Source organism: Streptomyces sp. NBC_00513, from assembly GCF_041431415.1.
Classification (GTDB): Bacteria; Actinomycetota; Actinomycetes; order Streptomycetales; family Streptomycetaceae; genus Streptomyces.
The window spans coordinates 2,927,567-2,954,202 of sequence record NZ_CP107845.1; the positions used below are offsets into that span (position 1 = coordinate 2,927,567).

Annotated in this window: 22 protein-coding genes and 2 tRNA genes; 8 read left to right on the forward strand and 16 right to left on the reverse strand. The window is 70.8% G+C overall.

Features of this window, described 5'->3' with window-relative positions:
• Positions 1-22: 22 nt before the first annotated feature.
• Entirely contained in the window at positions 23-1,072 is a 1,050-nt protein-coding gene (locus OHA84_RS13680; RefSeq protein ID WP_266947504.1) for a rod shape-determining protein, read from the forward strand.
• 30 nt (positions 1,073-1,102) lie between these two features.
• Here OHA84_RS13680 and OHA84_RS13685 read toward each other — a convergent pair whose 3' ends face one another.
• Both OHA84_RS13685 and OHA84_RS13690 read right to left on the reverse strand, forming a co-directional pair.
• A complete protein-coding gene (locus tag OHA84_RS13685; protein WP_266971510.1) occupies positions 1,103-2,251 on the reverse strand; it encodes a sensor histidine kinase in 1,149 nt (382 codons plus the stop codon).
• A 169-nt stretch (positions 2,252-2,420) separates the two neighbouring features.
• Positions 2,421-5,042, reverse strand: a complete 2,622-nt coding sequence (locus OHA84_RS13690) for a valine--tRNA ligase (protein WP_053674931.1) — start codon at positions 5,040-5,042, stop codon at positions 2,421-2,423.
• 195 nt (positions 5,043-5,237) lie between these two features.
• Between OHA84_RS13690 and OHA84_RS13695 the strand changes: the two genes are divergently transcribed.
• Positions 5,238-6,203, forward strand: coding sequence for a hypothetical protein (locus tag OHA84_RS13695; RefSeq protein ID WP_266971508.1), 966 nt, complete (start codon positions 5,238-5,240; stop codon positions 6,201-6,203).
• Positions 6,204-6,284: 81 nt separating this feature from the next.
• On the opposite strand, the gene clpX is transcribed toward OHA84_RS13695, so the two are convergent.
• The 5 genes from clpX to OHA84_RS13720 form a co-directional block, all read right to left on the reverse strand.
• On the reverse strand, positions 6,285-7,571 hold the full coding sequence (clpX, locus tag OHA84_RS13700) for an ATP-dependent Clp protease ATP-binding subunit ClpX (RefSeq protein ID WP_053674927.1): 1,287 nt from the start codon (positions 7,569-7,571) through the stop codon (positions 6,285-6,287).
• A gap of 153 nt (positions 7,572-7,724) precedes the next feature.
• Positions 7,725-8,399: an ATP-dependent Clp protease proteolytic subunit gene (locus OHA84_RS13705; RefSeq protein WP_053674925.1), complete on the reverse strand. Its 675-nt coding sequence runs from the start codon at positions 8,397-8,399 to the stop codon at positions 7,725-7,727.
• Positions 8,400-8,452: 53 nt separating this feature from the next.
• Entirely contained in the window at positions 8,453-9,070 is a 618-nt protein-coding gene (locus tag OHA84_RS13710) for an ATP-dependent Clp protease proteolytic subunit (protein WP_053674923.1), read from the reverse strand.
• Between the two features lie 297 nt (positions 9,071-9,367).
• Positions 9,368-10,774, reverse strand: coding sequence for a trigger factor (tig, locus tag OHA84_RS13715; protein WP_053674921.1), 1,407 nt, complete (start codon positions 10,772-10,774; stop codon positions 9,368-9,370).
• Positions 10,775-10,950: 176 nt separating this feature from the next.
• Positions 10,951-11,027 (reverse strand) — tRNA-Pro (locus OHA84_RS13720).
• Positions 11,028-11,216: 189 nt separating this feature from the next.
• On the opposite strand from OHA84_RS13720, the gene OHA84_RS13725 reads away from it, so the two are divergent.
• Positions 11,217-11,287, forward strand: a tRNA-Gly gene (locus OHA84_RS13725).
• A 162-nt stretch (positions 11,288-11,449) separates the two neighbouring features.
• Complete coding sequence (locus OHA84_RS13730) at positions 11,450-11,662, forward strand: hypothetical protein (RefSeq protein ID WP_266971506.1); 213 nt, start codon at positions 11,450-11,452, stop codon at positions 11,660-11,662.
• Positions 11,663-11,755: 93 nt separating this feature from the next.
• Here OHA84_RS13730 and OHA84_RS13735 read toward each other — a convergent pair whose 3' ends face one another.
• From OHA84_RS13735 to OHA84_RS13760, 6 genes are all read right to left on the reverse strand, one after another.
• Complete coding sequence (locus OHA84_RS13735) at positions 11,756-11,950, reverse strand: hypothetical protein (protein ID WP_053674919.1); 195 nt, start codon at positions 11,948-11,950, stop codon at positions 11,756-11,758.
• Positions 11,951-12,116: 166 nt separating this feature from the next.
• Positions 12,117-12,572 carry an HD domain-containing protein gene (locus tag OHA84_RS13740; protein WP_266971505.1) on the reverse strand — a complete coding sequence of 152 codons (456 nt, stop codon included), beginning with the start codon at positions 12,570-12,572 and terminating at the stop codon, positions 12,117-12,119.
• The gene (locus tag OHA84_RS13745; protein ID WP_266971503.1) at positions 12,569-13,960 is read right to left on the reverse strand and encodes a pyridoxal-dependent decarboxylase; all 1,392 of its coding nucleotides are present in this window, start codon (positions 13,958-13,960) and stop codon (positions 12,569-12,571) included. The genes OHA84_RS13740 and OHA84_RS13745 overlap by 4 nt, the downstream gene beginning before the upstream one ends.
• Before the next feature lie 105 nt (positions 13,961-14,065).
• On the reverse strand, positions 14,066-16,432 hold the full coding sequence (locus OHA84_RS13750; RefSeq protein WP_266971501.1) for an ABC transporter permease: 2,367 nt from the start codon (positions 16,430-16,432) through the stop codon (positions 14,066-14,068).
• Positions 16,432-17,301, reverse strand: a complete 870-nt coding sequence (locus OHA84_RS13755; RefSeq protein WP_266971499.1) for an ABC transporter ATP-binding protein — start codon at positions 17,299-17,301, stop codon at positions 16,432-16,434. The genes OHA84_RS13750 and OHA84_RS13755 overlap by 1 nt, the downstream gene beginning before the upstream one ends.
• Positions 17,302-17,427: 126 nt before the next feature.
• On the reverse strand, positions 17,428-18,543 hold the full coding sequence (locus OHA84_RS13760) for a PP2C family protein-serine/threonine phosphatase (protein ID WP_371591377.1): 1,116 nt from the start codon (positions 18,541-18,543) through the stop codon (positions 17,428-17,430).
• Positions 18,544-18,708: 165 nt separating this feature from the next.
• Between OHA84_RS13760 and OHA84_RS13765 the strand changes: the two genes are divergently transcribed.
• Together OHA84_RS13765 and OHA84_RS13770 are read left to right on the forward strand one after the other, a co-directional pair.
• The gene (locus tag OHA84_RS13765; RefSeq protein WP_266971497.1) at positions 18,709-19,923 is read left to right on the forward strand and encodes a GNAT family N-acetyltransferase; all 1,215 of its coding nucleotides are present in this window, start codon (positions 18,709-18,711) and stop codon (positions 19,921-19,923) included.
• Between the two features lie 219 nt (positions 19,924-20,142).
• Positions 20,143-21,099 carry an IS481 family transposase gene (locus OHA84_RS13770; RefSeq protein ID WP_266971495.1) on the forward strand — a complete coding sequence of 319 codons (957 nt, stop codon included), beginning with the start codon at positions 20,143-20,145 and terminating at the stop codon, positions 21,097-21,099.
• Here OHA84_RS13770 and OHA84_RS13775 read toward each other — a convergent pair.
• Both OHA84_RS13775 and OHA84_RS13780 read right to left on the reverse strand, forming a co-directional pair.
• On the reverse strand, positions 21,096-21,902 hold the full coding sequence (locus OHA84_RS13775; protein ID WP_053674906.1) for an Fpg/Nei family DNA glycosylase: 807 nt from the start codon (positions 21,900-21,902) through the stop codon (positions 21,096-21,098). The two genes, OHA84_RS13770 and OHA84_RS13775, sit on opposite strands and share 4 nt — an antisense overlap.
• 150 nt (positions 21,903-22,052) lie before the next feature.
• Entirely contained in the window at positions 22,053-22,538 is a 486-nt protein-coding gene (locus OHA84_RS13780) for a ribose-5-phosphate isomerase (protein WP_053674904.1), read from the reverse strand.
• Between the two features lie 218 nt (positions 22,539-22,756).
• On the opposite strand from OHA84_RS13780, the gene OHA84_RS13785 reads away from it, so the two are divergent.
• The gene (locus OHA84_RS13785; RefSeq protein WP_053674902.1) at positions 22,757-24,190 is read left to right on the forward strand and encodes an amino acid permease; all 1,434 of its coding nucleotides are present in this window, start codon (positions 22,757-22,759) and stop codon (positions 24,188-24,190) included.
• 80 nt (positions 24,191-24,270) lie between these two features.
• On the opposite strand, the gene OHA84_RS13790 is transcribed toward OHA84_RS13785, so the two are convergent.
• Positions 24,271-24,855 carry a biotin transporter BioY gene (locus tag OHA84_RS13790; protein ID WP_053674900.1) on the reverse strand — a complete coding sequence of 195 codons (585 nt, stop codon included), beginning with the start codon at positions 24,853-24,855 and terminating at the stop codon, positions 24,271-24,273.
• A 283-nt stretch (positions 24,856-25,138) separates the two neighbouring features.
• Here OHA84_RS13790 and OHA84_RS13795 point away from each other — a divergent pair, with 283 nt between their 5' ends.
• Positions 25,139-26,536 (forward strand): amino acid permease, encoded by a 1,398-nt coding sequence (locus tag OHA84_RS13795; RefSeq protein ID WP_266971493.1) that lies wholly within the window; start codon positions 25,139-25,141, stop codon positions 26,534-26,536.
• The last annotated feature ends 100 nt before the right edge of the window (positions 26,537-26,636 follow it).

Sequence of the window (26,636 nt, forward strand, 5' to 3'; positions counted from 1 at the left end):
CGGGCAGGAGATAGGGGAACAAATGCCGCAGGCCAGCAGCAACAAGACGAATTCCAGCCGCGACATAGGGATCGACCTGGGGACCGCGAACACGCTCGTCTACGCCCGGGGCCACGGAATCGTCCTCAATGAGCCGTCCGTGGTCGCCGTGAAGGCCGGTACGACCACCGCGCTGGCCGTCGGAACCGAGGCCAAGGAGACCATCGGCCGCACCCCCGGTTCCATCACCGCGATCCGCCCCCTCCAGGGCGGGGTGATCTGCGACTACGAGGCCGCCGAGGAGATGATCCGGCACTTCGTCCGCAAGGCCGTCCCGGGCCGCCGGCCGCGCACCCGCATGGTGGTCTGCGTGCCGTCCGGGGTCACCCCGGTCGAACGACGGGCCATCGTGCAGGCGTCCACCCGGGCCGGCGCCAAGACCGTGCACCTGATCGAGGAGCCGATGGCGGCGGCGATCGGCGCCGGGCTGCCCGTGTCCGAGGCGCGCGGCTCCATGGTGGTCGACATCGGCGGCGGAACCACCGAGGTGGCCGTCATCTCGCTCGGCGGCATCGTCACCGCCCGGTCGCTGCGGGTCGGCGGGGACCGACTGGACGCGGCCATCATGGACCACGTCCGCAAGGAGCACGGGCTGCTCATCGGCGAGCGCACCGCCGAGGACGTCAAGGTCGCCATCGGCTCGGCCTGGCCGGTCCCGGAGCGGCCGGAGCTGGAGACCGGCGCCTTCACCGTGCGGGGCCGCGAGAAGGTCGGCGGAATGCCGAAGACCCTGGAGCTGACCGTCGCCGGCGTACGGACCGCCCTCGACGAACCGGTCGAGGCGATCATCGCCGCCGTGCGCGGCACCCTGGAGGAATGCCCGCCGGAACTGTCCGGCGACGTGATGGAGCACGGCATCGTCCTCACCGGCGGCGGCGCCCTGCTTCCCGGCCTGGACCTGCGCATGGCCTCCGCGACCGGCATCCCGGTGTTCGTCGCGGACGCCCCGCTGGACTGCGTGGCACTGGGGTCGGGCAAGTGCGTCGAGGACCTCGACACACTGAACGGCCTGCTGTCCCCCGCCAAGGCCTGACCGCCGGGCCGCGGATCCGAAAGGGGCGGCCTAGCCGCGCGGCAGCGTGGCGATCACCACGTACGACTCGTCGGTCCGCTTCGCCTTCAGGGTTCCGCCCAGGCTGCGCACGCGTTCGGACATGCTCGCCGTGCCCGAGCCCGCCGAGACGGGGGCGCGGGTCGGGGTGCGCTCGGGGAGGCTGTTGATGACGGCGATCCGCAGGTGCGGGCCGGCGGCCTCGATCGACACGTCGATCGTCTCGCCCCGGGCGTGCTTGGCCGCGTTGGTGAGGCATTCCTGCACCACCCGATAGACCGCCGCCTGGCGCAGCGGCGACACCTCGTGCACCTCGGGATCCATCACCAGGCGGACGGGTGAACCGGCCCGTCCGCTCTCCTGCGCCAGCGCCGCCAGGCCCTCGACACCCGGGGTCGCGGACGGTCCGCCGCGCTGCACGATGATCTCGTTCAGCACCAGGTGGGCTCGGCGCGCGGTGTCGGCCAGCTCCTCGAAGTCCTTCGCGTACGTCGTCTCGCGCGCCCGCGTCGACAGCACCTCGGAGCGCACGGTCAGCAGGGTCAGCTCCCGCCCGACGAAGTCGTGCACGTCCCGGGCGACGGAGGTGCGCTCCTGCTGCACGGCCTGGAGGACGGCCGACTCGGCCCGCCGGACGTCGAGCTCCCGCACCAGGTCGTGCCGGTACGCGGCGATCCCGACGGCCGAGGCGAGCACCCCGATCGGCACGACCAGGCCGAGGAAGGCGCTGAGGCTCTGCGCCCGCGGCTCGGGCCATCCCGGGATGCTGAACACCGCGAGCGCGAAGGCCACGTACCCGAGGGTGGCCAGGATTCCGGCCTGCCGGCCCCGGTAGCGGCCGACCGAGTACAGGGCGAACTGGATCAGCGTCAGCTCGTGCAGCCACCCGACGAACAGCAGGGCGGTGAGGTACGCGAGCCAGGGCATGCGGCGCCGTACCAGCAGGCTCGCGCAGCCCGCGGTGAGTACGGCGGCGGCCATCCAGCCGTTGAGCGAGTTGTCGGCGGCGGCCAGGCCCGGCAGGTCCAGCGCCATCAGGGCGAGGCAGCTCAGGGCGGTCAGGACGTCCATGGCCCGGGGAGACCCGGCCCATCCCTCGCTGAACCGGCGGCCGGTGGCCACGGCTTGGCGGAGCGCCGAGACGACGGGCTTGGCGTACATGTCCCCCATCATCCGTGGTGAGCGGCCCCGATCGAATCAGGTGACGGGGCATAAGAAGTGATTTGTGGCACTCGGGGTGATTTCCGGCAGGGTCGGCGTGGGCGGTGTACGGCGAAGGCCCCCACGCCGCTCGACGGTGTGGGGGCCTTGGCCCGTGCCCTGCCGGCTGCTAGGCGGGCGGCAGCGTCCCCAGCTGGGCCTGGATCCGGGTGATGTCCGACTCCGCCTTGGCGAGCCGGCCCTTGATCTTGTCCACGACGTTGTCGGGGGCCTTGGCCAGGAAGGCCTCGTTGCCGAGCTTGCCCTCCGCCTGCTGCTTCTCCTTCTCCGCGGCGGCCAGGTCCTTCGACAGCCGCTTGCGCTCGGCGGCCACGTCGATGGTGCCCGACAGGTCGAGCGCGACGGTGGCGCCGGCGACCGGCAGGGTCGCGGTGGCGCTGAAGTCCTCGCCCTCCGGCTGGAGGCGCAGCAGCTGCCGGATCGCACCCTCGTGCGCGGCCAGCGCGGTACCGGCCAGGTCCAGGCGGGCCGGGACCTTCTGGCCCGGCTGGAGACCCTGGTCGGCGCGGAAGCGGCGGACCTCGGTGACGACGGCCTGGAGGTTCTCGATCTCGCGCTCGGCGGCCTCGTCGCGGAAGCCGCTGTCCTTGGGCCAGTCGGCGATGACGAGGGACTCGCCGCCGGTGAGCGTGGTCCACAGGGTCTCGGTGACGAAGGGGACCACCGGGTGCAGCAGGCGCAGCGTGACGTCGAGGACCTCGCCGAGGACGCGGCCGGAGACCTTGGCGCCCTCGCCGCCCGCGAAGAACGTCGTCTTCGACAGCTCGACGTACCAGTCGAAGACCTCGTCCCACGCGAAGTGGTAGAGCGCCTCGCTGAGCTTCGAGAACTGGAAATCCTCGTAGTACGCGTCCACCTGCTCGACGGTCTTGTTCAGCCGCGACAGGATCCAGCGGTCGGTCGCCGACATCTGCTCGGGGGCCGGCAGCTCGCCCTCGACGGTGGCGCCGTTCATCAGGGCGAAGCGGGTCGCGTTCCAGATCTTGTTGGCGAAGTTCCGGGACGCCTGGACCCAGTCCTCGCCGATCGGGACGTCGGTGCCGGGGTTGGCGCCCTTGGCGAGGGTGAACCGGACGGCGTCGGAGCCGTACTTGTCCATCCAGTCCAGCGGGTCGACGACGTTGCCGAAGGACTTCGACATCTTCTTGCCGCGCTCGTCACGGACCAGGCCGGTCAGCGCGATCGTCTTGAAGGGGACCTCGCCGTCCATGGCGTACAAACCGAACATCATCATCCGGGCGACCCAGAAGAAGATGATGTCGTGGCCGGTGACCAGGACGTCGGTGGAGTAGAACTTCTCCAGGTCCGGGGTCCTCTCCGGCCAGCCGAGCGTGGAGAACGGCCACAGGCCGGAGGAGAACCACGTGTCGAGGACGTCGGTGTCCTGCGTCCAGCCCTCGCCGGTGGGGATCTCGTCGTCCGGCCCGACGCAGACGATCTCACCCTCCGGGCCGTACCAGATCGGGATCCGGTGGCCCCACCACAGCTGGCGCGAGATGCACCAGTCGTTGAGGTTGTCGACCCAGTCGAAGTAGCGCTTCTCCATCTCGCGCGGGTGGATGGTGACCCGCCCGTCGCGGACCGCGTCACCGGCCGCCGTGGCGAGCGGCTTGACGCCGACCCACCACTGGAGCGACAGGCGCGGCTCCACGGTGGTGCGGCAGCGGGAGCAGTGCCCCACGGAGTGCTGGTACGGACGCTTCTCGGCGACGATCCGACCCTGCTCGCGCAGTGCGCCGACGACGGCCGAACGGGCCTCGAAGCGGTCCAGGCCCTGGAAGGGGCCGTGGACGGTGATGACGCCCCGCTCGTCCATGATCGTCATGGATTCGAGGCCGTGGCGCTGCCCGATCGCGAAGTCGTTCGGGTCGTGCGCGGGCGTCACCTTGACGGCGCCGGTGCCGAACTCCGGGTCGACGTGCGTGTCGGCGACGATCGGGATGGTCCGGTCGGTCAGCGGAAGCTTGATCCGGGTGCCGACGAGGTGCTTGTAACGCTCGTCGTCGGGGTGGACGGCCACGGCGGTGTCACCGAGCATCGTCTCGGCGCGGGTCGTTGCGACGACGAGGCTGTCCTCGCCCTCGCCGTAGCGGATCGAGACCAGCTCGCCCGCGTCGTCCTGGTACTCCACCTCGATGTCGGAGATGGCGGTCAGACAGCGGGGGCACCAGTTGATGATGCGCTCGGCGCGGTAGATCAGGCCGTCGTCGTAGAGCTTCTTGAAGATGGTCTGGACGGCCTTGGACAGGCCCTCGTCCATGGTGAAGCGCTCACGCGACCAGTCGACGCCGTCGCCGAGGCGACGCATCTGACCGAGGATCTTGCCGCCGTACTCTTCCTTCCACTGCCAGACGCGCTCGATGAACTCCTCGCGGCCCAGGTCGTGGCGGGACTTGCCCTCCTCGGCGAGCTGCTGCTCGACCTTGTTCTGGGTGGCGATGCCGGCGTGGTCCATGCCCGGCAGCCACAGCGCCTCGTAACCCTGCATCCGCTTGCGGCGGGTGAGGGCGTCCATGAGCGTGTGCTGGAAGGCGTGTCCCAGGTGGAGCGAGCCGGTGACGTTCGGCGGCGGGATGACGATGGTGTACGGCGGCTTCTCGCTCGCCGGATCGGCGGTGAAGTAACCGCGCTCGACCCAGCGCTCGTAGAGCTCTCCCTCTACCTCGGCCGGCGCGTATTGGGTCGGCAGGTCGGAGGTGGGGGCGCTGGGTGTCTGCGTGTTCTCGGTCACGGGGCACAGGATACGGGCGGCGCCGCCCCGGCCACGAATCCGTTCCGTCTCCCGGCCCGCTCTCCGGCCGATCGCGCGGTTCGGGGCCGCGTCGGCGTCGTGGTTCCGTAACGCCTGGGGCCCCGGCGGCCGGAACCCGCCGTCCTTCCGTCAGGATGAGAGCAACATAAGAAGTTCCTAAAGGGGGACGCGGTCATGAGTTACAACCAGCCGGGACCGTACGGCGGCGGGCAGCCGCAGCAGCCCGGGCCCTACGGAGGTCCGCCTCCGCAGCAGCCGAACCCGTACGGCCAGCCGGCCCCGCAGCCCGGCTACGGATACCCGCAGCAGCCGCCTCCGCCGGGCGCCCCCCAGGGTTACCCGCAGCAGCCCGGCTACCCCCAGCAGCCCCCGCAGCAGCAGGGTTACGGCTACCCGCAGCAGCCGGGGGTCCCTCCCCAGCAGCCGCCGTACGGCGCAATGCCGCCGCAGCAGCCGCCGAAGAAGTCCAAGGCCGGCGTGATCGTCCTGTCGGTCGTCCTGGTGGCGGCCATCGCGGGCGGCGCCTGGTACTTCCTGGGCAGCGGCGGCGCGGGCGCGGTGTCGGACGACACCAAGGGCTACAAGCTGGTCGCCCCGGCGAACGTGGACGACTTCAAGCAGAACCCGAAGTACAACAAGCCGGAGTTCACGGACGAAGAACGCCAGAAGGCCGAGGCCGCGGGCATCAAGGGCCCGAACAAGGTGAGCATGGGTTACCAGAGCGGCGACCCGAGCAACCCCCTGTCGATCAAGACCATTGACTTCCAGGGCTTCTACGGCGAGATCGCGAGCCCCGAGAAGACGATCGACGGCTACTTCGCCCTGGCGAAGCTCAACGCGGCCAAGGGCAGCAAGGACGCCACGGCCGAACTCATCGGCACCCCCAAGGAGATCAGCCCGAAGGGGTTCGAGGGCGCCGTCATGAAGTGCCAGGAGATCAAGCTCAGTTCCAAGAAGACCACGGGTCTCGGCCCCAAGGAGGTCGTCGCCCCCGTCTGCATCTGGGGGGACTTCAGCACCGTGGGCATCGTCACGACGGTCGACTTCGCCGCCGTGATGAGCGGCAAGACGGGCTACACGCTGGAGCAGAACGCCGACCTCGCGGCGAAGCTCTACAACACCTCCCGCGTCAAGAAGTGAGTTCAACGCGTCACGCGACGTGAAGAAGGGGGCGCCCCGGCCGACCGGCCGGGGCGCCCCCTTCACACAACTACGTTGCCGTTACGCCGACTTCTCGTGCGGGCCCTGGTCCTTCGGGACGATCCGCGGGACCAGCGTCGGGTTGACGTTGGAGCGGACCACGTCCGCGGTGATGACCACGCGGGCCACGTCCTTGCGGGACGGAACCTCGTACATCACCGACATCAGGACCTCTTCCATGATGGCGCGCAGGCCTCGCGCACCCGTCTGGCGCAGGATGGCCTGGTCGGCGATGGCCTCCAGCGCCTCGCGCTCGAAGTCCAGTTCCACACCGTCGAGTTCGAACAGCCGCTGGTACTGCTTGACCAGGGCGTTGCGCGGCTCGATCAGGATCTGGAGCAGGGCCTCGCGGTCCAGGTTGTGCACGGAGGTCAGCACGGGCAGACGGCCGATGAACTCGGGGATCATCCCGAACTTCACCAGGTCCTCCGGCATGACCTCGTGGAACTGGTCGCTCGCCTCGATCTCGCGCTTCGAGCGGATCGTCGCCCCGAAGCCGATGCCCTTGGCGCCCGCGCGCGACTCGATGATCTTCTCCAGACCCGAGAACGCGCCGCCCACGATGAAGAGGACGTTCGTCGTGTCGATCTGGATGAACTCCTGGTGCGGGTGCTTGCGCCCGCCCTGCGGCGGGACGGAGGCCGTCGTGCCTTCCAGGATCTTCAGGAGGGCCTGCTGCACGCCCTCGCCGCTCACATCGCGGGTGATCGACGGGTTCTCGCTCTTGCGGGCGACCTTGTCGATCTCGTCGATGTAGATGATCCCGGTCTCGGCCTTCTTGACGTCGTAGTCGGCCGCCTGGATCAGCTTGAGCAGGATGTTCTCGACGTCCTCGCCGACATAGCCGGCCTCCGTCAGCGCCGTCGCGTCGGCGATGGCGAACGGGACGTTGAGCATGCGGGCCAGCGTCTGCGCCAGCAGCGTCTTGCCGGAACCCGTCGGGCCCAGCAGCAGGATGTTGGACTTCGCGAGCTCGATCGCGTCGTCCCGGCCCTGCGCGCCGCCGTTCTCGCCGGCCTGGACCCGCTTGTAGTGGTTGTAGACCGCGACGGAGAGCGCCTTCTTCGCCGGCTCCTGGCCGACGACGTAGCTCTCCAGGAACTCGTAGATCTCACGGGGCTTGGGGAGTTCCTCCCACCGAACCTCGGAGGTCTCCGCGAGTTCCTCTTCGATGATCTCGTTGCAGAGGTCGATGCACTCGTCGCAGATGTACACACCGGGTCCTGCGATGAGCTTCTTCACCTGCTTCTGGCTCTTTCCGCAGAACGAGCACTTGAGCAGGTCGCCGCCGTCACCGATGCGTGCCACGAGGTGCTTCCCCTTCGCCTGGGAGACGCCTGGTTCAGCGCTCCTGGTGCCTCATATCCGACGGTACCTTGCCGGGGGGCCCCTGCGGGGCCCCCTTGACGTGGTTCACATCGCCTCGTCCGACGACACGCCCACGCCAACTGGCGGCAAGGATCAGACCGCGTTGCTCTTGCGGGTGGAAACGATCTGGTCGATCAGGCCGTACGCCAGGGCGTCCTCGGCCGTCAGGATCTTGTCGCGCTCGATGTCGTCGCGGATCTTCTCCAGCGGCGTCGTCGAGTGCTTGGCCAGCATGGTCTCCAGCTGGTCACGCATGCGCAGGATCTCGTTGGCCGCGATCTCCAGGTCGGAGAGCTGCTCGCGACCGGTGCCGCCGGAGGGCTGGTGGATCAGCACACGGGCGTTCGGAAGGGCCATGCGCTTGCCGGGGCTGCCGGCGGCGAGCAGGACCGCGGCGGCGGAGGCCGCCTGGCCCATGCAGACCGTCTGGATGTCCGGCTTCACGAACTGCATGGTGTCGTAGATCGCCGTCAGCGCGGTGAAGGAGCCACCGGGGCTGTTGATGTAGATCGAGATGTCGCGGTCCGGGTCCATCGACTCCAGGCACAGCAACTGCGCCATCACGTCGTTGGCGGAGGCGTCGTCGATCTGCACGCCGAGGAAGATCACGCGCTCCTCGAAGAGCTTCGCGTACGGGTCGTACTCGCGCACGCCCTGCGAGGTGCGCTCGACGAAGCGCGGGATGACGTAGCGGTTGTCCACCTGAGCGCCGGTGTAAAGGCCGCTCGCGGGAGAGAGGTTGTTCATGTGCATCTGGGTGTTCACCATCCTGGTGGCGTTCTGCGGGCTGTCGACTGGGGACTGACGGTGCTCGCCGGGGATCAGGCCCCGGTGCCGCCGCCGCCCGGAACGTTGGACGCGGCCGAGATGATCTCGTCGATGAGGCCGTACTCCTTGGCCTCCTCGGAGGTGAACCAGCGGTCGCGGTCACCGTCGCGGATGATCGCCTCGACAGTCTGGCCCGAGTGGAACGCCGTGATCTCGGCCATGCGCTGCTTGGTGCGCAGCAGGTACTGGGCCTGGATCTTGATGTCGGACGCGGTGCCACCGATGCCGGCGGAACCCTGGTGCATCAGGATGTCCGTGTTCGGCAGGGCGAAGCGCTTGCCCTTGGCGCCGCCGGTCAGCAGGAACTGGCCCATGGAGGCCGCCATGCCCATGCCGATGGTGACGACGTCGTTGGGGATGTACTGCATGGTGTCGTAGACCGCCATGCCGGCCGTCACCGAGCCGCCGGGGCTGTTGATGTACAGGAAGATGTCCTTCTCCGGCTCGGCGGCCAGGAGCAGGAGCTGCGCCGTGATCTTGTTCGCGATGTCGTCGTCTACCTGCTGGCCGAGGAAGATGATGCGCTCGCCGAGCAGCCGGTTGTAGACATGGTCGCCGAGGCCGCCACCGATGGACGGCTCACCCGCGGCGTAAGGCTTCAGATTCGTCACGTATCCACCTGCTCGTCTCCGACGGCCACATGCCGTCTCAGCGTCTCGTTCTGGGGCGCGGACCAACCGGTACGGACGACGTCCGCCGGCTTCGGGTACTCCCGTGCCCTCGTATTCATGGACCCTAACGCGCAGGTGGGACAACGCCATCCCGCTTCCCGAACTGTTCGCTCGGAGCGCAAGGTCAGAGCCGTCGCCGGCAAGCGCAGAAGGGCCCGCACGCTGCTGCGTCCGGGCCCTTCGGGGCATGTTTCAAGCCATGCGGGGCGGGCTCCGCGCGAGGCGTCGCCCGAGGTGTTACTTGGCCTCGTCGGCCTTGGCCTCGTCGGCGTCGGCGTCCGCGTCGGCCTCGACGACCTCGGCGTTCGCCTCGACGGCGGCCTCGTCCTCGTCCTCGTCGGACAGGTCGACGACCTCACCGTTGGTGTCGGTGACCTTGGCCTTCTCGACGACGACCGCGAGGGCCTTGCCGCGAGCGACCTCGCCGACCAGCATCGGAACCTGGCCACCCTCGACGACCGCCTGGGCGAACTGGTCGGGGGACATGCCGGAGGACTGCGCGCGGCGCATGAGGTGCTCGGTGAGCTCCTCCTGGGTCACGCCCAGCTTCTCCTTGTTGACCAGGGCGTCCAGCAGGAACTGGGTCTTGATGCCCTTGACGGCCTGCTCGCCGGTCTCGGCCTCGAACTCCTCGACCGTCTTGCCCTGGATCTCCAGGAACTTCTCGATGGTCAGGCCCATCTGGCCGAGCTGGTGGTGCTCCAGGTTGTGCTTGCGGGTCTGGACCTCGTCCGCGAGCAGCTTCTCCGGAACGGGGATCTCCGCGAGCTCCAGGAACTTCTCCAGGACGCGCTCCTGGGCCTGGGTGGCCTGGTCGTACTGCTTCTGGTTCTCCAGGCGGGTACGGCTGTCCGCCTTGAGCTCGTCGAGGGTGTCGAACTCGCTCGCCATCTGCGCGAACTCGTCGTCCAGCTCCGGCAGCTCACGGGCGGAGACCTTGGTGACCTTGACGGTGACCTCGGCGTCCTTGCCCTCGGCGGAGCCGCCCTTCAGCTGGGAGGTGAAGGTGGCCTCGCCACCGGCCTCCAGGCCCTTGACGGCCTCGTCGATGCCTTCGAGAAGCTCGCCCGAGCCGATGGTGTAGGAGACGTCCTGGGCGACGCCGTCCTCGAGGACCTCGCCGTCGACCTTGGCCTCAAGGTCGATGGTGACGACGTCGCCGTCCTCGGCCGCGCGCTCGACGTCCTTGGTGGACGCGAAGCGACCGCGCAGCTGCTCGACGGCCGTCTCGACCTCTTCGTCGGAGACGTCGATGGCGTCGACCTCGACCTCGATGCCCGCGTAGTCCGGGATCTCGATCTCGGGGCGGACGTCCACCTCGGCGGTGAAGGACAGCAGCTCGCCGTCCTTCAGCTCCTTGATGTCGACCTCGGGCTGGCCCAGCGGGTTCAGGTCGGCCTCGTTGACGGCCTCGGTGTAGAACTTCGGGAGGGCGTCGTTGACGGCCTCCTCCAGCACCGCACCGCGGCCGAAGCGCTGGTCGATGACGCGGGCCGGGATCTTGCCCTTGCGGAAGCCCTTCACCGTGACCTGCTGGTTGATCTTCTTGTAGGCCGCGTCGAGGCTGTCCTTGAGCTCCTCGAAGGGCACCTCAACAGTGAGCCGAACCCGAGTCGGGTTCAGGGTCTCCACGGCGCTCTTCACGGTTCGGTCTCCTTGTGGCTGACTGCTGGGGGTTCTGCCGTCACGCTGTGATTCAGCGGTTCAGCGGATTCGGCCCGGCATCAGACACACGGGCACGCAGCTTGCATAGTAACCGCAAGCGGCAATCAGCCCACAACGCGATCATCGAACGCGATCATCGTGCGGGTAAGGCTGGCTGGTCGGGGTGGCCGGATTCGAACCGACGACCTTCCGCTCCCAAAGCGGACGCGCTACCAAGCTGCGCCACACCCCGTCGGTGCGACACGTAGGGTACATGCCCGGAGACCCTCCGACGCGCGCGTTTCCCGCAGAGGCGTGCACGCGCGTGGCCGCGGACCGACACCGGACACGACGCCGCCGCCGAAAGCGGTGTGCGATCCCCCGCCGCGACCCGCTAGGATGCTGTCCGTGCCGCAGTCCCCGGACCTGCGTCGCACGTCTTGCGGGTGTAGCTCAATGGTAGAGCCCTAGTCTTCCAAACTAGCTACGCGGGTTCGATTCCCGTCACCCGCTCTGAAGCCGAAAGGGCCAGGTCAGAGGATCACCTCCTCGACCTGGCCCTTCGCCGTTCCGGGGGGGGGCGAGACCGGCTCTCCGTGTCCCCTGCGCGCCCTTTGCGCCGTGGATCTTCCTGCGCGCCCCGGGCATCCTTCTTCTTGTTCTTGCGACTCTTCCTTGCTCCTGCGCCCCTTTTTCACGAGCCCGCTCGACGCGTCGGCGATCAACCGGTCCCGATCGGCACTGGCGTGCCGGCAGACCAGCGCGGCGCGGGCGGTGCTGTGGCCCATGCGCGACGTCAACTCCCGCGCGCCGGCGGTTCCCGAGGGGGTCGGGCTCGACCGTGATGTGATCGGTTCGCACTATCGCGCGACGATCGTCACCTGGTGACGGGCTGAAGCGTCGGGGCGTGGGGGGGGGTGTGGCGGACGGGCCGGGCGCGCCGTGGTGCGGCCGGCTCGTTCGGTTGCCGTGACCTGGGGTTCAGAGTTTGATGCCGGCGATCGTGTCCGCCAGGGAGTTGAGGAAGCGGTTGACGTCCGGGGCGATGGAGCTGGACGCCAGGAAGAAGCCGAAGAGGACCGCGATGATCGCGGGGCCGGCCTTGATGTGCTTGCCGCGGATCAGGATCACCAGGATGATCGCCAACAGAACCACCACTGACAGCGAAATGGCCACTTCTGATCACACCTTCGGTCGTCCCCTGGTCGGCCTGGGGCCCATGCCCCCACACGCACCATCCTCCCACCAACCGGGCCTGACTATCCGTCCCGTGAGGAATGGGCATGGTGACTTTGCCGTCAATGGGATGTGAGGGGCGCGTGTTTCGGGCGCGGCGCGGGGGTCACGGGGTGGTGAGGCCGAGGAGGGAGCGCACGTGCGCGTACTTGGCTGACAGGCGGTCGCGGGTGGGGGCGTCGAGTACGGACAGGCGTACCGGGTCGGCGTTGTGCGCCAGGTCGGCTTCCTTGACCAGGAGGGCGCCCGGGGTGGCGAGGATGCGGGCGGCGTACCCCTCGACCGGTTCGCCCCGGATCTTGGTGAGGGCGAGGACCATGTCCTTGACGGGGGTGGGCAGAGCGGCCGATTCGAGCCAGTCCGGGGTGAGGGCGTCGTCCTCGATCGCGTCGTGGAGCCAGGCCGCCGACTGTTGTTCGGCGGTGCCTCCGCGCAGGCGGACGCCTTCGGCGACGGCCGCGAGGTGCTCGGCGTAGGGGCGGCCGGCCTTGTCGGTCTGGCCCTCGTGTGCCGCGCGGGCGAGGGCCTCGACCTCGATGAGGGTCAGGGCACGATCCGTCATGTGAGCTCCCTTGTCGCCGTACGGAGAGCCTGTGCGGCTCGGCGTACGTCCGCCTGCGTGGTACGCCAGTTGGAGAACGCGGCGCGCAGGGCGGGGGTTCCCGCGTAGACGGTGGGGGTGAGGAAGACCTCCGTCTGGACGGCTTCGCGCAGGGCCGTCAGGCGGGCCGCGGTGGGGGCCTCGGCGAGGGTGAGGCAGACGACGTTGAGGCGTACCGGGGCCAGGATGCGGAAGGCCGGGTCCTCGGCGAGTTCCGCGGCCAGGGAGCGGGCGCAGGCGATGTCGCGTTCGACGATCTCCCGGTGGCCCTCGCGGCCGTACGCGCGGAGCGTGAACCAGGCGGCGAGGGCGCGCAGTCGGTGGGAGTTCTCCGGGGTGAGGTGGACCAGGTCGGGGTGTTCGCCGAGCGGTCCGAGGTAGGCGGCGGCGTTCTGGAAGACGCGGGCCTGGAGGTCGCGGCGTCGGGTGAACTGGACGGCGCTGTCGTAGGGGACGTTCAGCCACTTGTGCAGGTCGACGCAGACCGAGTCCGAGGCGTCGAGTCCGTCGACGAGGTGGGCGTGTTCCGGGGAGAGCGCGGCGAAGGCGCCGAAGGCGGCGTCGGTGTGGAGCCAGAAGTCGTGGCGTTCGCGCAGGGCGGCGATGGCGCGGAGGTCGTCGAAGTCGACGGTGTTGACGGTGCCGGCGTTGGCGACGACGACGGCCGGGCCGGGGGTGTCCGCGAGGGCCCGGTCCAGGGCGGCGGGGTCGACGGCTTCCCGGCCGGGGAGGGTGGGGACGGGCACCAGGGCGTTGCGGCCGAGGCCGAGGACGGAGAGGGCCTTGGCGATGGAGGAGTGCGGGGCGCCGGAGAGGACGCGGACGGGGCCGAGCGCTGCCGCGCCGTCCTCGGAGACGGAGATCCCGCGCCGTTCGCCGACCCATTCGCGGGCGATGGCGAGGCCGGTGGTGTTGGACATCGTGGCGCCGCTGAGGAAGGTGCCGGTGTGGGCGTCGGAGAGGCCGAAGAGGTCGCGGAGCCAGGAGACGGTCTCGCGTTCCAGGTCTTGGCCGGCGCCGTCCAGGGCGGAGTTGGAGTTCTGGTCGTGGGCGGCGGTCAGCCAGTCGCCGGCGAGGGCGGCGGGGGTGGCGCCGCCGGTGACGAACCCGAGGTAGCGGGGGCCGGCGGAGGCCGACAGGAGGGGCGCCCAGCGGTGTTGGAAGGCGTCCAGGGCGGCTGCGGCGCCGGCCCCGTGGACGGGGAGGGGTTCGGGATGCGGATCCGTCGTGGGGCGCGGGGGTACGACGGGACGCGCGTCCAGGCCGGCGAGGGCCTCGACGGCGGCCCGGCGGGTGGCGTCGAGGAGGTCCGGGAGACGGGCGAGGTCGGCGGCGAGCGTGTGGTGCATGGGGGCACGTTAGGTCTTCGCGGGGCTTCGGGGGCGGGCCAATCGGGTGGGATTGGCCCGGCCCCCTGAGCCCCCGGGGGGATGCCCCCTCCCCCGGACCGCGGGTCAGGTCGTCGGCGACGGGCGGCGGGTGAGGAGGCGGCCGGGGAGGGCCGTGGCGGTGAGGCCGAGGAGCAGTGCGGACGCCGCGAAGGACGCGTATACCAGGGGTGGGACGTACGGGCCCTCGCCCGTGACGGCCTTGGTCAGCGGGATCAGGGTGACCAGGGCGATGGCGGAGCCGAGGGTGATGCCCGCGCCGGTGATCAGCAGGGCCTCCCAGCGGAGCATGCGCAGGACCTGCCGGCGGGTGGAGCCGACGAGGCGCAGCATGCGCAGTTCGCGGCGGCGGTCGAGGACGGTCATCACGAGGGTGTTGGCGGCGGCGACGGCCGCGAAACCGCCGAGTACGGCCGCCATGGTGGTGTTGGCCCAGGCGTTGAGGGCGCGGTCGAGGTCCTGGGCGGCGGTCCATCGGGAGGCGGGGATCGCCGGGCCGGCGGCGGCCGGTACGGGGCCTCGGACGAGGAGTTCGGTGGGGCGGCCCGAGGTGGTGTGCCCGGCGAGGTCCGCGGCGGGGAGGGTGACCTGCGCGAATCCGAGGCCGCGGGTGTAGACGGCGGTGATCTCGGGGCGGGTCGGGGTGCCGTCGGGGAGCCGCAGGTCGATGCGGTCGCCCACCGAGGCGTGCGCGGAGTCGGCGAGGCTGCGGTCGACCGCGACGGTGCCGGGGCGCAGGCGGGCGAGGGAGCCGGAGCGTACGCCCAGGTCCTGGACGGGGGTCGGGTCGCCGGAGACGCCCTGGGCGGTGGCGGACTGGAGCCACCGGTCGGCGCCGGAGCCCATCACGGCGAGGACGGAGGTCCGGGTGACGGCGATGCCGCCGTCGGTGGAGCGCGGGTCGGTGACGACGTGGTCGGCGATCAGTCCGGCCTCTTGTTGTTGGCGGGTGGCCCGGTCCTGGCTGGTGTGCAGGAAGACGAGGGTCGAGGAGAAGGCCATGGCGAGCACGATGGGGGTGATCGCGGAGGCGAGTCGGCGGGCGTTGGTACGGGAGTTGGCGGCGGCCAGGCGGCCGGCGGGTCCGGTGGCGCGCAGCGGGAGGCCGAACACGGCCGCGCAGGCGCGGGCGACGAGCGGGCCGAGCAGGGCGACGGCGAGCATGAAGAGCATGACCACGCCGAGGGAGGCGTTGGCGGCGTCCTCGCCGGTGTTCCCGGCGGCCAGGCCCGCGCAGACGATCCCGCCGGCGAGGGCGGCGAGGCCGAGCGGGGTGCGGATCCAGCCGGGGCGCAGGCGTTCGACGGCAGCCGCGGCGAGGGCTTGTCCGGGCCGGATCCGGGCGGGTCGGCGGGCGGCGGCCCAGCCGGCGAGCAGGGCGGTGGCGAGGCCGATGCCGATGGCGGACAGCAGGGGGATCCAGGAGACGGACAGTTCGACGGCGTCGGGGATGGCGCCCTTCCCCTGGAGTTGCCCGAACCACCAGGAGGCCAGGGCGATGCCGGGTACGCAGCCGAGCGCGCCGGCGACGGGTGCGATGAGCAGGGCCTCGGTGGCGACGGTGCGTCGGATCTGGCGGGGGGTGGCGCCGATGGCCCGCAGCAGGGCGAACTCGCGGGAGCGTTGGCCGACGGAGAGGGCGACGGTGCCGGCGGCGGTGAAGACGGCGACGAGGGTGGCGACGCCGCCGAAGGAGCCGCCGAGGCCGGACAGCAGGGCCTTGGCGCCCTCCAGCCGCGGGTCCATGACGCGGGCGGTGCCGGTGAGGACCTGGGCGCGGTTCCCGACGGCGGCGCGGACCGCCGGGGTGTCGGCGCGCGGGTCCGCGTCGAGGAGCACGATGGCGTCGAGCGCGTCGGGGTGGCCGGACAGGGCGCGGGCCTCGGTGTCGGAGAACCAGGCTCCGGGCCGGTCGGCGCGTCCGACGACGCGGAACTCGCGGGGGCCGGCGGGGGTGTCCAGGCGTATCCGGTCGGGGCCGGCCGTGCCGAGGGCGACCTCTCCGGGGCGGGTCGGGGCCCGGCCGGTGGCGAGGTGTTCGCCGGTGAAGGCGGTGGAGCCCCAGCCGGAGGCGTCGAGGGTGGCTCCGGCGTCGTCCCGTACGGGGAAGCTCACGTCGGGGACGGTCCGGCCGAGCGGGGTGAGCCGCTCCAGCAGGGCGGCGTCGACGCGGGCCCGTTCGGGGACGGCGGCGGTGACCTCGTAGGTGCCCTCGCCGGCGCCGGCCCGCAGGTGGACCCGCTGGTCGGCGGCGACCACGACGGGGGCCTGGGCGTAGCGGGTGGGCGGGACGCTCGCCCGCAGTCCGCTCTCCAGCAGGATTCCGCAGGCGGACACGATGGCGACGGTCAGGAGGAGGGCGATGAAGGTGCCGGCGAACGCCGCGGGGCGAAACCGCAGTGCGGCGCGGGCCAGTCCGTTCGGGGTGGGCATCAGGCCGCCGCTCCCGCGAGGGCGGGGCGGGTGGTGAGGGTGCGCATCCGGGCGGCGATGGTGGTGGCGTCGGTGCGCGGCAGCCGGTCCGCGATGAGGCCGTCGGCGAGGAAGAGCACCTGGTCGGCGTGGGTGGCGGCGACGGGGTCGTGGGTGACCATGACGACGGTGGCGCCGAGGGAGTCGACGGCGGTGCGCAGCAGGTCGAGGACCTCGGCGGCGGTGGTGGTGTCGAGGGCGCCGGTGGGTTCGTCGGCGAAGATCACGTCGGGGCGGGTGACGAGGGCGCGGGCGATGGCCACGCGCTGCTGTTGGCCGCCGGAGAGTTCGGTGGGGCGTCGGTGTCCCTTGCCCTCCAGGCCGACGCGGGCGAGCAGTTCGGCGGCGTGGGCCCGGCCCTGGCGGGCGGATCCGCCGCCGGCGAGGCGCATCGGGAGCAGGACGTTCTGTTCGACGGTGAGGGAGGGCAGCAGGTTGAAGGCCTGGAAGACGAAACCGAGGCGGCTGCGGCGCAGTTCGGTCAGTTGGTTCTCGTTCATGCCGGTGATCTCGGTGCCGCCGAGGCGGACGGAGCCCTCGGTGGGCAGGTCGAGGCCGGCGGCGCACTGGAGGAAGGTGGACTTGCCGGAGCCGGACGGGCCCATGACGGCGGTGAAGCTGCCGCGAGGCAGGCTGAGGTCGATGCCGCGCAGGGCGTGTACGGCGCCGCCGCCGCGCCCGTAGCGGCGCCGCACGCCGCGCAGTTCGACGGCGGCGGCGGCCGGCGGCGGCGGGGTGCCGTACGGGGCGTCCGTGGGGGACGGGGATCCGTACCGGGCGTCCGCCGGTTCCCGCTCCTCGCGCCGCCGCCTGTTCCGCAGGATCCCCATGGTGTGCCCGTTCGTCCGTGTCCGCCGATCAGGTCCTGATCGTGGTTCCGACGCTACGGAGCACGTCGGGGTGCGGACCATGGCGGAACCAGGCGGGTCGGTGGTGGGGTAAACCCCACCACCGGGTCACATGGAGCGGCGGATGAGCAGCAGGGCGCGGTCGTCGTTGACGTCCTTGGCGACCTTCTCGATGAGGTGCCAGGCCGCGCCCTCCCAGCCGGCGGCGACGTAGCGGTCGGCTTCGCCGGTGAGGCGGTCGATACCCTCGCTGATGTCGCGGTCGGCGGTCTCGACGAGGCCGTCGGTGAAGAGCATGAGGACGTCGCCGCGCCGGAGGTTGCCGCGGGCGGGCTCGAACTCGGCCCCGTCGTAGACGCCGAGGAGCGGGCCCTCGCCGGAGACCTCCTGCCAGCGGCCGGTGCCGGCGGAGAGTTGGAGGGCGGGGAGGTGGCCGGCGGACAGCAGTTCGTAGTCGCCGCTCTCCAGGTCCAGGACGAGGTGGATGGAGGTGGCGAAGCCCTCCTCCCAGTCCTGGCGCAGGAGGTAGCCGTTGGCGGCGGGCAGGAAGCCGTGGGGCGGGAGGGCGCCGAGGAGGCCGCCGAACGCGCCGGACAGCAGGAGGGCGCGGGAGCCGGCTTCCATGCCCTTGCCGGAGACGTCGGTCAGGACGATTTCCAGGGTGCGGCCGCCGTTGGTGCGGGCGGCGACGACGAAGTCGCCGGAGAAGGACTGTCCGCCGGCCGGGCGCAGGGCCATCTCGCGATGCCAGCCGGGTGGCAGGGAGGGCAGTTTGCTCTGGACCCGGATCCGTTCGCGCAGGTCGAAGAGCATGGTGCCGCCGCGCCGCCAGGGCACTCCGACGCGGCTGCGGAACTGGGCGATGACCAGACCGAAGAACCCGCAGGCGGCGACGACGAGCACGGTGCCCGGGGTGACCCGGGCGGGGCCTTGGGTGTACGGGCCGAGGACCAGGGCCTCGACGATCAGGGCGGCGGCGGAGGCGGCGTAGAGCGCGAGCAGGCTGGCGGGTCTCAGCAGCAGGCCGCCGGCGACGATGGGCAGGACCAGAGCGGCCGGCGAGAACCAGACGGGCATCATCAGCGTGCCGCAGGCGATGGCGGGAATGGTCAGGAGCAGGCCGCCGAAGGCGAGCCAGTCCGAGCCGTCGCCGCGGAAGTAGTCGACCGCCGATTTGCGCAGGGTGGTGCGGGCCCGGTGCCACAGCATGCGTGTCCGGGCCATGAGCGTCTCCACACGTGCTCCGGCCATTGCATCGGGACCCTATCCATCCTGGCTGTGCGTGCGCAGGGGTACCCCCGGACCTGAGGCACATCGCCGGTCGAAATCATTTCGACTGGGACGGAATGCCCTGGTAAGGATGGCCATACGGCTCTTGAGACGCGCGTATTGAAGGCTGATGAGTGGGATGCCTGGTACGACCACCTGGAACTGGCGTTCGGTGGTGTGCCCGAATCCCCGGCGGAGCGGGAACTGTACAAGTCTCTGACGGAGAACGAGCGTTCGCTCGGCGTCTGGGACGGCGAGACCTGCGTGGGTTCGGCCGGCGCGTTCAGTTTCCGACTCTCCGTACCCGGCGGCTCGGTGGTGCCGGCGGCGGGGGTGACCATGGTGGGTGTGGCGCCGACGCACCGTCGGCGCGGGGTGTTGACGTCGATGATGCGCCGCCAATTGGACGACATCCGGGCGGGTGGTGAGGCGCTCGCCGTGCTGACGGCCTCGGAACCGGCGATCTACGGGCGATTCGGCTACGGCACCGGCGCGTACGGCCTGGCCGTCGACATCGACACGGTCCGGGTGCGGCTCGCCGTGCCGCCGGGCACGGACGAGGTCGTGCTGCGGCTCGTGGACCCGGAGAAGGCGCTGCCCGACTGCGAGCGGGTGTACGCCGAGCTGGTCCCCCGGCGGCCCGGGATGCCGGCCCGGCAGCCGGGCTGGGAACGGCAGGCGCTGCTGGACCCGGAGAGCATGCGGGACGGGGCGTCCCCGCTGAAGTGCGTGGTGGCGCAACGCCCGGACGGGGAGGTGGTCGGGTACGCGCGCTATCGGGTGAAGCCCGACTGGAAGCTGACCGGCGCCGAGGGCCGCGTCGATCTGGCCGACCTCGACGCGCTGGATCCGACGGCCACGGCCGCGCTGTGGCGCTACCTCTTCGAGATCGACCTGACCTCTTCCGTACGGGCGACCAGGCGGCCGGTCGACGATCCGGTGCTGCACCTGGTCAGCGACATCCGGCGGTCCCGGCCGTTCCCGCGCGACACGCTGCACGTGCGACTCGTGGACGTCAGCGCGGCGCTGGAGGCGCGGGCGTACGGGGCGCCGCTGGACGTGGTCCTGGAGGTGGAGGACGCGTTCTGCCCGTGGAACGAGGGGCGGTGGCGGCTGACCGTCGACGAGAAGGGCGGTGCGTCCTGCGTACGGACGGCCGAGCCGGCCGAGCTGGAGCTGTCCGTCCGGGAGCTCGGGTCCGCCTACCTGGGCGGGATCACCCTGGGCTCGCTGGCCGCCGCCGGGCGGGTCCGCGAGCTGCGCCCGGGCGCCCTGGCGGAGGCCTCGCGCGCCTTCCGGGGCGATGTGGCCCCCTGGCTGCCGCACGGGTTCTAGCGCGGGACGGGTTCCGGCGGGCGCCCGGGTCGCGGCACGGCACGGGCTCCGACTGCCGCACGGGTCGCGATTGCCGCACGCGTTCCGGCGGGCGGCGCCCGGTCGGGCGCTAGCTGTATTGATCACGAGCGTTGTTGACACTCGGCGGGTCTTGAACATGACGAAGACCTCCGGTGTGGTGGGAGCTGTCTAGGAACCCATTGCACGACGGAGGTCTTCGTGTCCCACCGTAATGCCCGGCTGACCGTCTTCGGTAGGCGTCTGCTGGTCGAACGCGTCGTATCGGGCCGACCGGTCGCCCACGTGGCCGCCGAGATGGGCATATCGCGGGCCACCGCCCACAAGTGGATGCGACGGTGGCGGGCCGAAGGCGAGGCCGGGCTCCACGACCGCTCCAGCCGGCCCCGCACGACGCCGCACCGGACCCCCGCCGACGTCGAGACGAGAGTCTGTGACCTGCGGCGGGCACGCAAACTGGGCCCCGCCCGCATCGGCCCGGTCCTGGGGCTGCCCGCCTCGACCGTCCACCGGATCCTGACCCGCCACGGCATGCACCGCCTCGCGTTCATGGACCGTCCGACCGGCACTGTGATCCGCCGCTACGAACGCGACCACCCAGGCGAACTCATCCACGTGGACGTGAAGAAACTCGGCCGGATCCCCGACGGCGGCGGCCACAAGGTTCTGGGCCGCCAGGCCGGCCGGGCCACCCGCAGCCAGATGGGCTTCGACTACATCCACTCCGCGGTCGACGACCACTCCCGCCTCGCCTACAGCGAGATCCACAACGACGAGAAAGTCGCGACCTGCGCGGGTTTCCTCACCCGCGCGGCCGCGTTCTTCCACACCCAGGGCATCACCCGCATCGAACGAGTCCTCACGGACAACGCGTGGGCCTACCGCAAGGGCCTGGCCTGGAAGAACGTCCTGGCCGAGCTCGGCGCCAGCGGCAAACTCACCCGCGCCTACCGGCCTCAGACCAACGGCAAGGTCGAACGCTTCAACCGCACCCTGCTGGACGAGTGGGCCTACCTGCGGCCCTACACCTCCAACCAGGAACGGACCGAAGCCCTGACAGACTTCCTCCACACCTACAACCACCACCGCTGCCACACCGCACTCGACGGCAACCCACCCATCAACCGTGTTAACAACCCTGCGGGTCAATACAGCTAGCGCGTTTGGCAGTCGGGGCACCAGAAGAGGTTGCGGGCGGCGAGATCGGCGGTGCGGATCTCGCCCCCGCAGATGTGACAGGGCATGTTCGCCCTCCGGTAGACGTACACCTCACCGCCGTGGTCGTCCACCCTGGGCGGGCGTCCCATGGCCTCGGGCAGGTGTTCGTCGCGGACGGTGTCGATCCGGTTGTTCCGTACGCCCTCGCGCATCAGCAGGACCAGGTCGGCCCAGATCGCGTCCCATTCGCGGCGGGTGAGGTCCCTGCCGAGGCGGTACGGGTCGATCCCGTGGCGGAAGAGGACCTCCGCGCGGTAGACGTTGCCGACGCCCGCGATCACCTTCTGGTCCATGAGGAGGGCCGCCACGGTGGTGCGGGAGCGGGAGATCCGCGCCCAGGCCCGGTCCGGGTCGTCGTCCGGGCGCAGCGGGTCGGGGCCGAGCCGGTCGTGTATCGCCTTCTTCTCGCCGTCGCCGATCAGCGCGCAGGCGGTGGGGCCGCGCAGGTCGGCCCAGTGGTCCGCGTTCAGCAGGCGCAGCCGCACGGTGTCCGTGGCGGGCGGGGCCGGGGCGGGACCGAAGCCGAGCTTGCCGAAGAGGCCGAGGTGGATGTGGATCCAGGCGTCCCCGAGTTCCAGGAAGAGGTGCTTGCCGTGCGCCTCGGCGCTCTCCAGCTCCCGGCCGTCGAGCAGTGCGGCGCTCTCGGCGAACCGGCCCTGCGGGCTGCTGACCCGGACCGGGCGGGCGGCGAACCGCTCGGTGTGGTCCTGGGCGAGGCGGTGGATCGTATGCCCCTCGGGCACGGCGCTGCTCCTTGAGACACGACGACGGGACGACGGGACGCCTCGACGACGGGGCGGCCGGGCGGACGCGCCGCGGCGGCGCCGCGCGGCCGGACGGCGGCATGAAACCGCCGCGCCACCGGGGCTTTCCGGCGGCACGGCGGAGGGGTGTCAGGCCTGCGGGTGGTGGGCCGGGATCGGGGGCAGCTCGCCGGTCAGCTCGTAGGCGGAGAGCATGTCGATGCGGCGGGTGTGGCGCTCCTCGCCGGAGTACGGGGTCGCCAGGAAGGCCTCGATGAAGCTGAGGGCCTCGTCCTGCGTGTGCATCCGACCGCCGACGGAGATCACGTTGGCGTTGTTGTGCTCACGGCCGAGCTTGGCGGTCTCCACGCTCCAGGCGAGGATCGCGCGGACGCCCTTGACCTTGTTCGCGGCGATCTGCTCGCCGTTGCCGGAGCCGCCGATCACGATGCCGAGGCTCTCGCCGTCCGCGGCGGTCCGCTCCGCGGCCCGCAGGCAGAAGGGCGGGTAATCGTCGACGGCGTCGTAGATGTGGGGCCCGCAGTCGACGGGCTCGTGGCCGTTGTTCTTGAGCCAGTCCACCAGGTGGTTCTTGAGCTCAAAGCCGGCATGGTCGGATCCGAGGTACACGCGCATGGGTCGAGTGTGGCACGAGCCGGACCCGCGGCCCGCAGCGGGTGTCGCGTAAATCACTTCTCAACCTCAAATAAACCCAAAGAACCCAGACAGGACGGGTCGGGACCTTCGTCCCGGACCTTGTGCCCAAGGCAACCATCGGAAGAAACTCTTCCGTATTGGAGGTAACTCAGGTTTGAATGCCGGGGCTCGCAACCCGAGAACCTAAGGAATCGTCCATGAGCTCCACGACGACCCTTCAGAAGGCAGGCGACCCCTCCGGCACCCCCGGCGACGCCAAGCCCTCCGACGGTCTGAAGGCCGGTCTCAAGAACCGCCACCTGTCCATGATCGCCATTGGCGGCGTCATCGGCGCCGGTCTTTTCGTCGGCTCCGGCGGCGGCATCGCCAAGGCCGGTCCCGCCATCCTCGTCTCGTACGCACTCGTCGGCGCCATGGTCGTCTTCGTGATGCGGATGCTCGGCGAGATGGCCGCCGCCAGCCCGAACTCGGGCTCGTTCTCCGCTTACGCCGACCGCGCGCTCGGTCGCTGGGCCGGTTTCTCCATCGGCTGGCTGTACTGGTTCTTCTGGGTCGTCGTGCTGGCCGTGGAGGCCACCGCCGGCGCGGTGATCCTCGAAGGCTGGGTCCCGGCCGTCCCGCAGTGGGCCTGGGCTCTGATCGTCATGGCGGTCCTGACCGTCACCAACCTCGGCTCGGTCGCCTCGTACGGCGAGTTCGAGTTCTGGTTCGCGGGCATCAAGGTCGTCGCCATCGGCGCGTTCGTGATCATCGGCATGCTGGCCGTCTTCGGCGTGCTGCCGGGCTCGGACAACCCCGGCGCCGGATTCGCGCACCTCACCGACGCGGGCGGATTCATGCCCAACGGCTGGGGCTCGATCCTCACCGGTGTGCTGATGGTCGTCTTCTCCTTCATGGGCAGCGAGATCGTCACCCTGGCCGCCGGCGAGTCCGAGGACCCGCGCCGCGCGGTCACCAAGGCCACCAACTCGGTGATCTGGCGCATCGGCATCTTCTACCTGGGCTCGATCTTCATCGTCCTGACCCTGCTGCCGTGGAACGACAAGTCGATCGTCGACAAGGGCTCCTACGTGGCCGCCCTCGACTCCATCGGCATCGCCCACGCCGGCCAGATCATGAACGTGATCGTCCTGACCGCCGTGCTGTCCTGCCTGAACTCGGGCCTGTACACCGCCTCCCGCATGGCGTTCTCGCTGGGCGAGCGCGGTGACGCCCCGAAGGTCTTCGCCAAGGTCAACAAGAGGGGCGTCCCGACGGCCGCCATCCTGGGCTCCGTGGTGTTCGGCTTCGTCGCCGTCTACTTCAACTATGCCTTCAAGGACACGGTCTTCAGCTTCCTGCTGAACTCCTCGGGTGCCATCGCCCTCTTCGTGTGGCTGGTCATCTGCCTGACCCAGCTGCGCATGCGCAAGATCCTGGAGCGCGAGGCCCCGGAGAAGCTCACCGTCAAGATGTGGCTCTTCCCGTACCTCACCTGGGCCACCGCGGGGATGATCACCTTCGTCCTGGCCTACATGGTCTACGACAAGGACAACCGCCAGGTCGTCCTGCTCTCCCTGCTGGTGGCGGCCGTGGTGCTGGCCATCGGCGTGGTGCGCGACATGCGCCGCAAGGCCGCCGCGCGCGTCTGAGCGATCGATCGCCCGTGAACGACAGCAGCCCCCGGACCGCCGCTCGCGGTCCGGGGGCTGCGTCGTCGACGCGTACGGGATCAGCCGCGGCGGCCGGCCAGCTTCCAGGCCGCCGGCAGGGCGCCCATGGCCAGCGCGGCCTTGAGCGCGTCGCCGAGCAGGAACGGGGTCAGGCCCGCCGCGACGGCCGCGCCGAAGGACATCCCGGTGGACAGCGCCAGGTAGGGCACGCCGACGGCGTAGATGAGCGCGGATCCGAGCACCATCGTGGCCGCCGTGCGCGCGACCGAGCGGTCGGCGCCGCGCCGCGCGAGGGCGCCGACGACGGTGGCGGCGAGCAGCATGCCGAGCACGTAGCCGAAGGAGGCGCCGCCCGCGCCGGAGGTGCCGCCCGCGAACCACGGCACGCCCGCCATGCCCACGAGCGCGTACAGGGCCAGCGCGAGGAAGCCGCGGCGCGCGCCGAACGCGGTGCCGACCAGCAGGGCCGCGAAGGTCTGGCCGGTGACCGGGACCGGGGAGCCGGGGACGGGCACGGAGATCTGCGCGGCGATGCCGGTGAGCGCGGCGCCGCCGACGACGAGCGCGATGTCACGGACGCGGCTCGCGGGCAGCAGGTCGGCGAGGACGGCGCCGGGCCGGAAGGAGACGGAAGCGGTGCTCATCGGGAGGCTCCGGGGGTGGTGGTGACGGGACGATCACCGACGTTAGTCCGGTGCAGGGCTCCGCCCCACCGCCGGCCGGGACAAAGCCGTACTCCCCGGTTTGGTGGGGAGTACACAAAGAGCCCGGGTCACACCCCAGTTGAAGTGATCCGCATCACGAGCAACTACCGCCCGCACGTCCGTTTTGCGCGGATGGACGGCCTCCAGCGAGACTGTAGGTTCCCTCCAACCAGTCGCGGAGCCCCCACCGCCGCCAGGCCGAACGAGAGTACGAGCACTCCTCATGCGCGACCTCCTGCCCGACCCGCCCGCCACCACGGGTGAGCTCCCCTCCGAACCCCTCAGCCACAGCCTGAAGCAGCGCCACCTGACCATGCTGGGCCTCGGCGGCGTCATCGGCGCCGGGCTCTTCGTCGGCTCCGGCGCCGGCATCGGCATCGCCGGCCCCGCGATCATCTGCTCGTACCTGCTCGCGGGCGTCCTCGCGATGCTCGTGATGCGGATGCTCGGCGAGATGTCGGCCGCGATGCCCGCCTCCGGATCCTTCTCCGTGTACGCGGAGAAGGCCCTGGGACGGTGGGCCGGCTTCTCCGCCGGCTGGCTGTACTGGTTCCTGCTGGTCGTGGTGCTCGCCGTGGAGGCGACCGGCGCCGCGAAGATCGCGAACGGCTGGGTGCCGTCGGTCGACCAGTGGATCTGGGTGTTGATCTTCATGGTGGTCTTCACCGTGAGCAACCTGGCCGCCGTGAAGAACTTCGGCGAGTTCGAGTTCTGGTTCGCCGCGCTGAAGGTCGGCGCGATCGTCCTCTTCCTGATCCTGGGCACCCTCGCCATCCTCGGGCTGCTGCCCGACACCGACCCGATCGGCGCGGCCAACCTGACCGGCCACGGCGGTTTCTTCCCCCAGGGCATGGGCGGCGTGGTCGCCGGCATGCTCGCCGTCGTCTTCGCCTTCGGCGGCCTGGAGGTCGTCACCATCGCGGCGGCCGAGTCCGACGACCCGGCCCGCTCGGTCGCCCGCGCGGTGCGCAGCGCGGTGTGGCGCATCCTCTTCTTCTACGTCGGCTCGATGGTGGTCATCGTGACCCTGCTGCCGTGGGACTCCCTGGAGCCGGGCCAGAGCCCGTACGTGGCCGTGCTGGACTCGATCGGCATCCCGGCGGCCGGTCAGATCATGAACATCGTGGTCTTCGTGGCGCTGCTCTCGGCCCTCAACGCGAACCTGTACGGGTCCTCGCGGATGGTGTTCTCGCTGGCCGAGCGGGGCGAGGCGCCCAAGGGGCTGCTGCGGGTCTCGGGCGGCGGGGTGCCGCGGCGGGCGGTGTTCGCCTCGGTGGCGTTCGGGTTCGTCTCGGTGGTGCTGAACCTGCTGTGGCCGGACACGGTCTTCCTCTACATGCTCAACGCGGTCGGCGCGGTGCTGCTGTTCGTGTGGGCGCTGATCGCGGTCTCGCAGCTGCGGCTGCGTCGCGTGCTGGAGCGGGAGATGCCGGAGCGGCTGACGCTGCGGATGTGGTTGTTCCCGTACCTGACGTGGGCGGCGTTGGTCGGGATGGCCGTGGTGCTGGTCCTGATGCTGTTCGACGACTCGGCGCGGCCGCAGTTGCTGTGGTCCACGGGCGCGGCCGCCGCGGTGCTGGTCGTGGCGGGAGTGCGGGAGCTGCGGGCCCGGCGGCCCTGAGCCCGCTCGCCGACGTACGCGGAACAGGCCCGGGACCGGTGTCCCGGGCCTGTTCCGCGTACGCGCGGGGGTGATCACGTCCCGTGAGGCGAGAGTCCGC

Excerpts from the sequence above, each read along its gene's own strand:
- OHA84_RS13740 (WP_266971505.1), bottom strand. The coding sequence starts at position 12,572 with ATGACGGATCGTGCCCTGACCCTCATCGAGGTCGAGGCCCTCGCCCGC.
- OHA84_RS13760 (WP_371591377.1), bottom strand. The coding sequence starts at position 18,543 with ATGGCCCGGACACGCATGCTGTGGCACCGGGCCCGCACCACCCTGCGC.
- OHA84_RS13790 (WP_053674900.1), bottom strand. The coding sequence starts at position 24,855 with ATGAGCACCGCTTCCGTCTCCTTCCGGCCCGGCGCCGTCCTCGCCGAC.
- OHA84_RS13780 (WP_053674904.1), bottom strand. The coding sequence starts at position 22,538 with ATGCGCGTGTACCTCGGATCCGACCATGCCGGCTTTGAGCTCAAGAAC.
- OHA84_RS13750 (WP_266971501.1), bottom strand. The coding sequence starts at position 16,432 with ATGCCCACCCCGAACGGACTGGCCCGCGCCGCACTGCGGTTTCGCCCC.
- OHA84_RS13745 (WP_266971503.1), bottom strand. The coding sequence starts at position 13,960 with ATGCACCACACGCTCGCCGCCGACCTCGCCCGTCTCCCGGACCTCCTC.
- OHA84_RS13680 (WP_266947504.1), top strand. The coding sequence starts at position 23 with ATGCCGCAGGCCAGCAGCAACAAGACGAATTCCAGCCGCGACATAGGG.
- OHA84_RS13705 (WP_053674925.1), bottom strand. The coding sequence starts at position 8,399 with ATGGTGAACACCCAGATGCACATGAACAACCTCTCTCCCGCGAGCGGC.
- OHA84_RS13785 (WP_053674902.1), top strand. The coding sequence starts at position 22,757 with ATGAGCTCCACGACGACCCTTCAGAAGGCAGGCGACCCCTCCGGCACC.
- OHA84_RS13695 (WP_266971508.1), top strand. The coding sequence starts at position 5,238 with ATGAGTTACAACCAGCCGGGACCGTACGGCGGCGGGCAGCCGCAGCAG.
- OHA84_RS13685 (WP_266971510.1), bottom strand. The coding sequence starts at position 2,251 with ATGTACGCCAAGCCCGTCGTCTCGGCGCTCCGCCAAGCCGTGGCCACC.
- OHA84_RS13795 (WP_266971493.1), top strand. The coding sequence starts at position 25,139 with ATGCGCGACCTCCTGCCCGACCCGCCCGCCACCACGGGTGAGCTCCCC.
- OHA84_RS13755 (WP_266971499.1), bottom strand. The coding sequence starts at position 17,301 with ATGGGGATCCTGCGGAACAGGCGGCGGCGCGAGGAGCGGGAACCGGCG.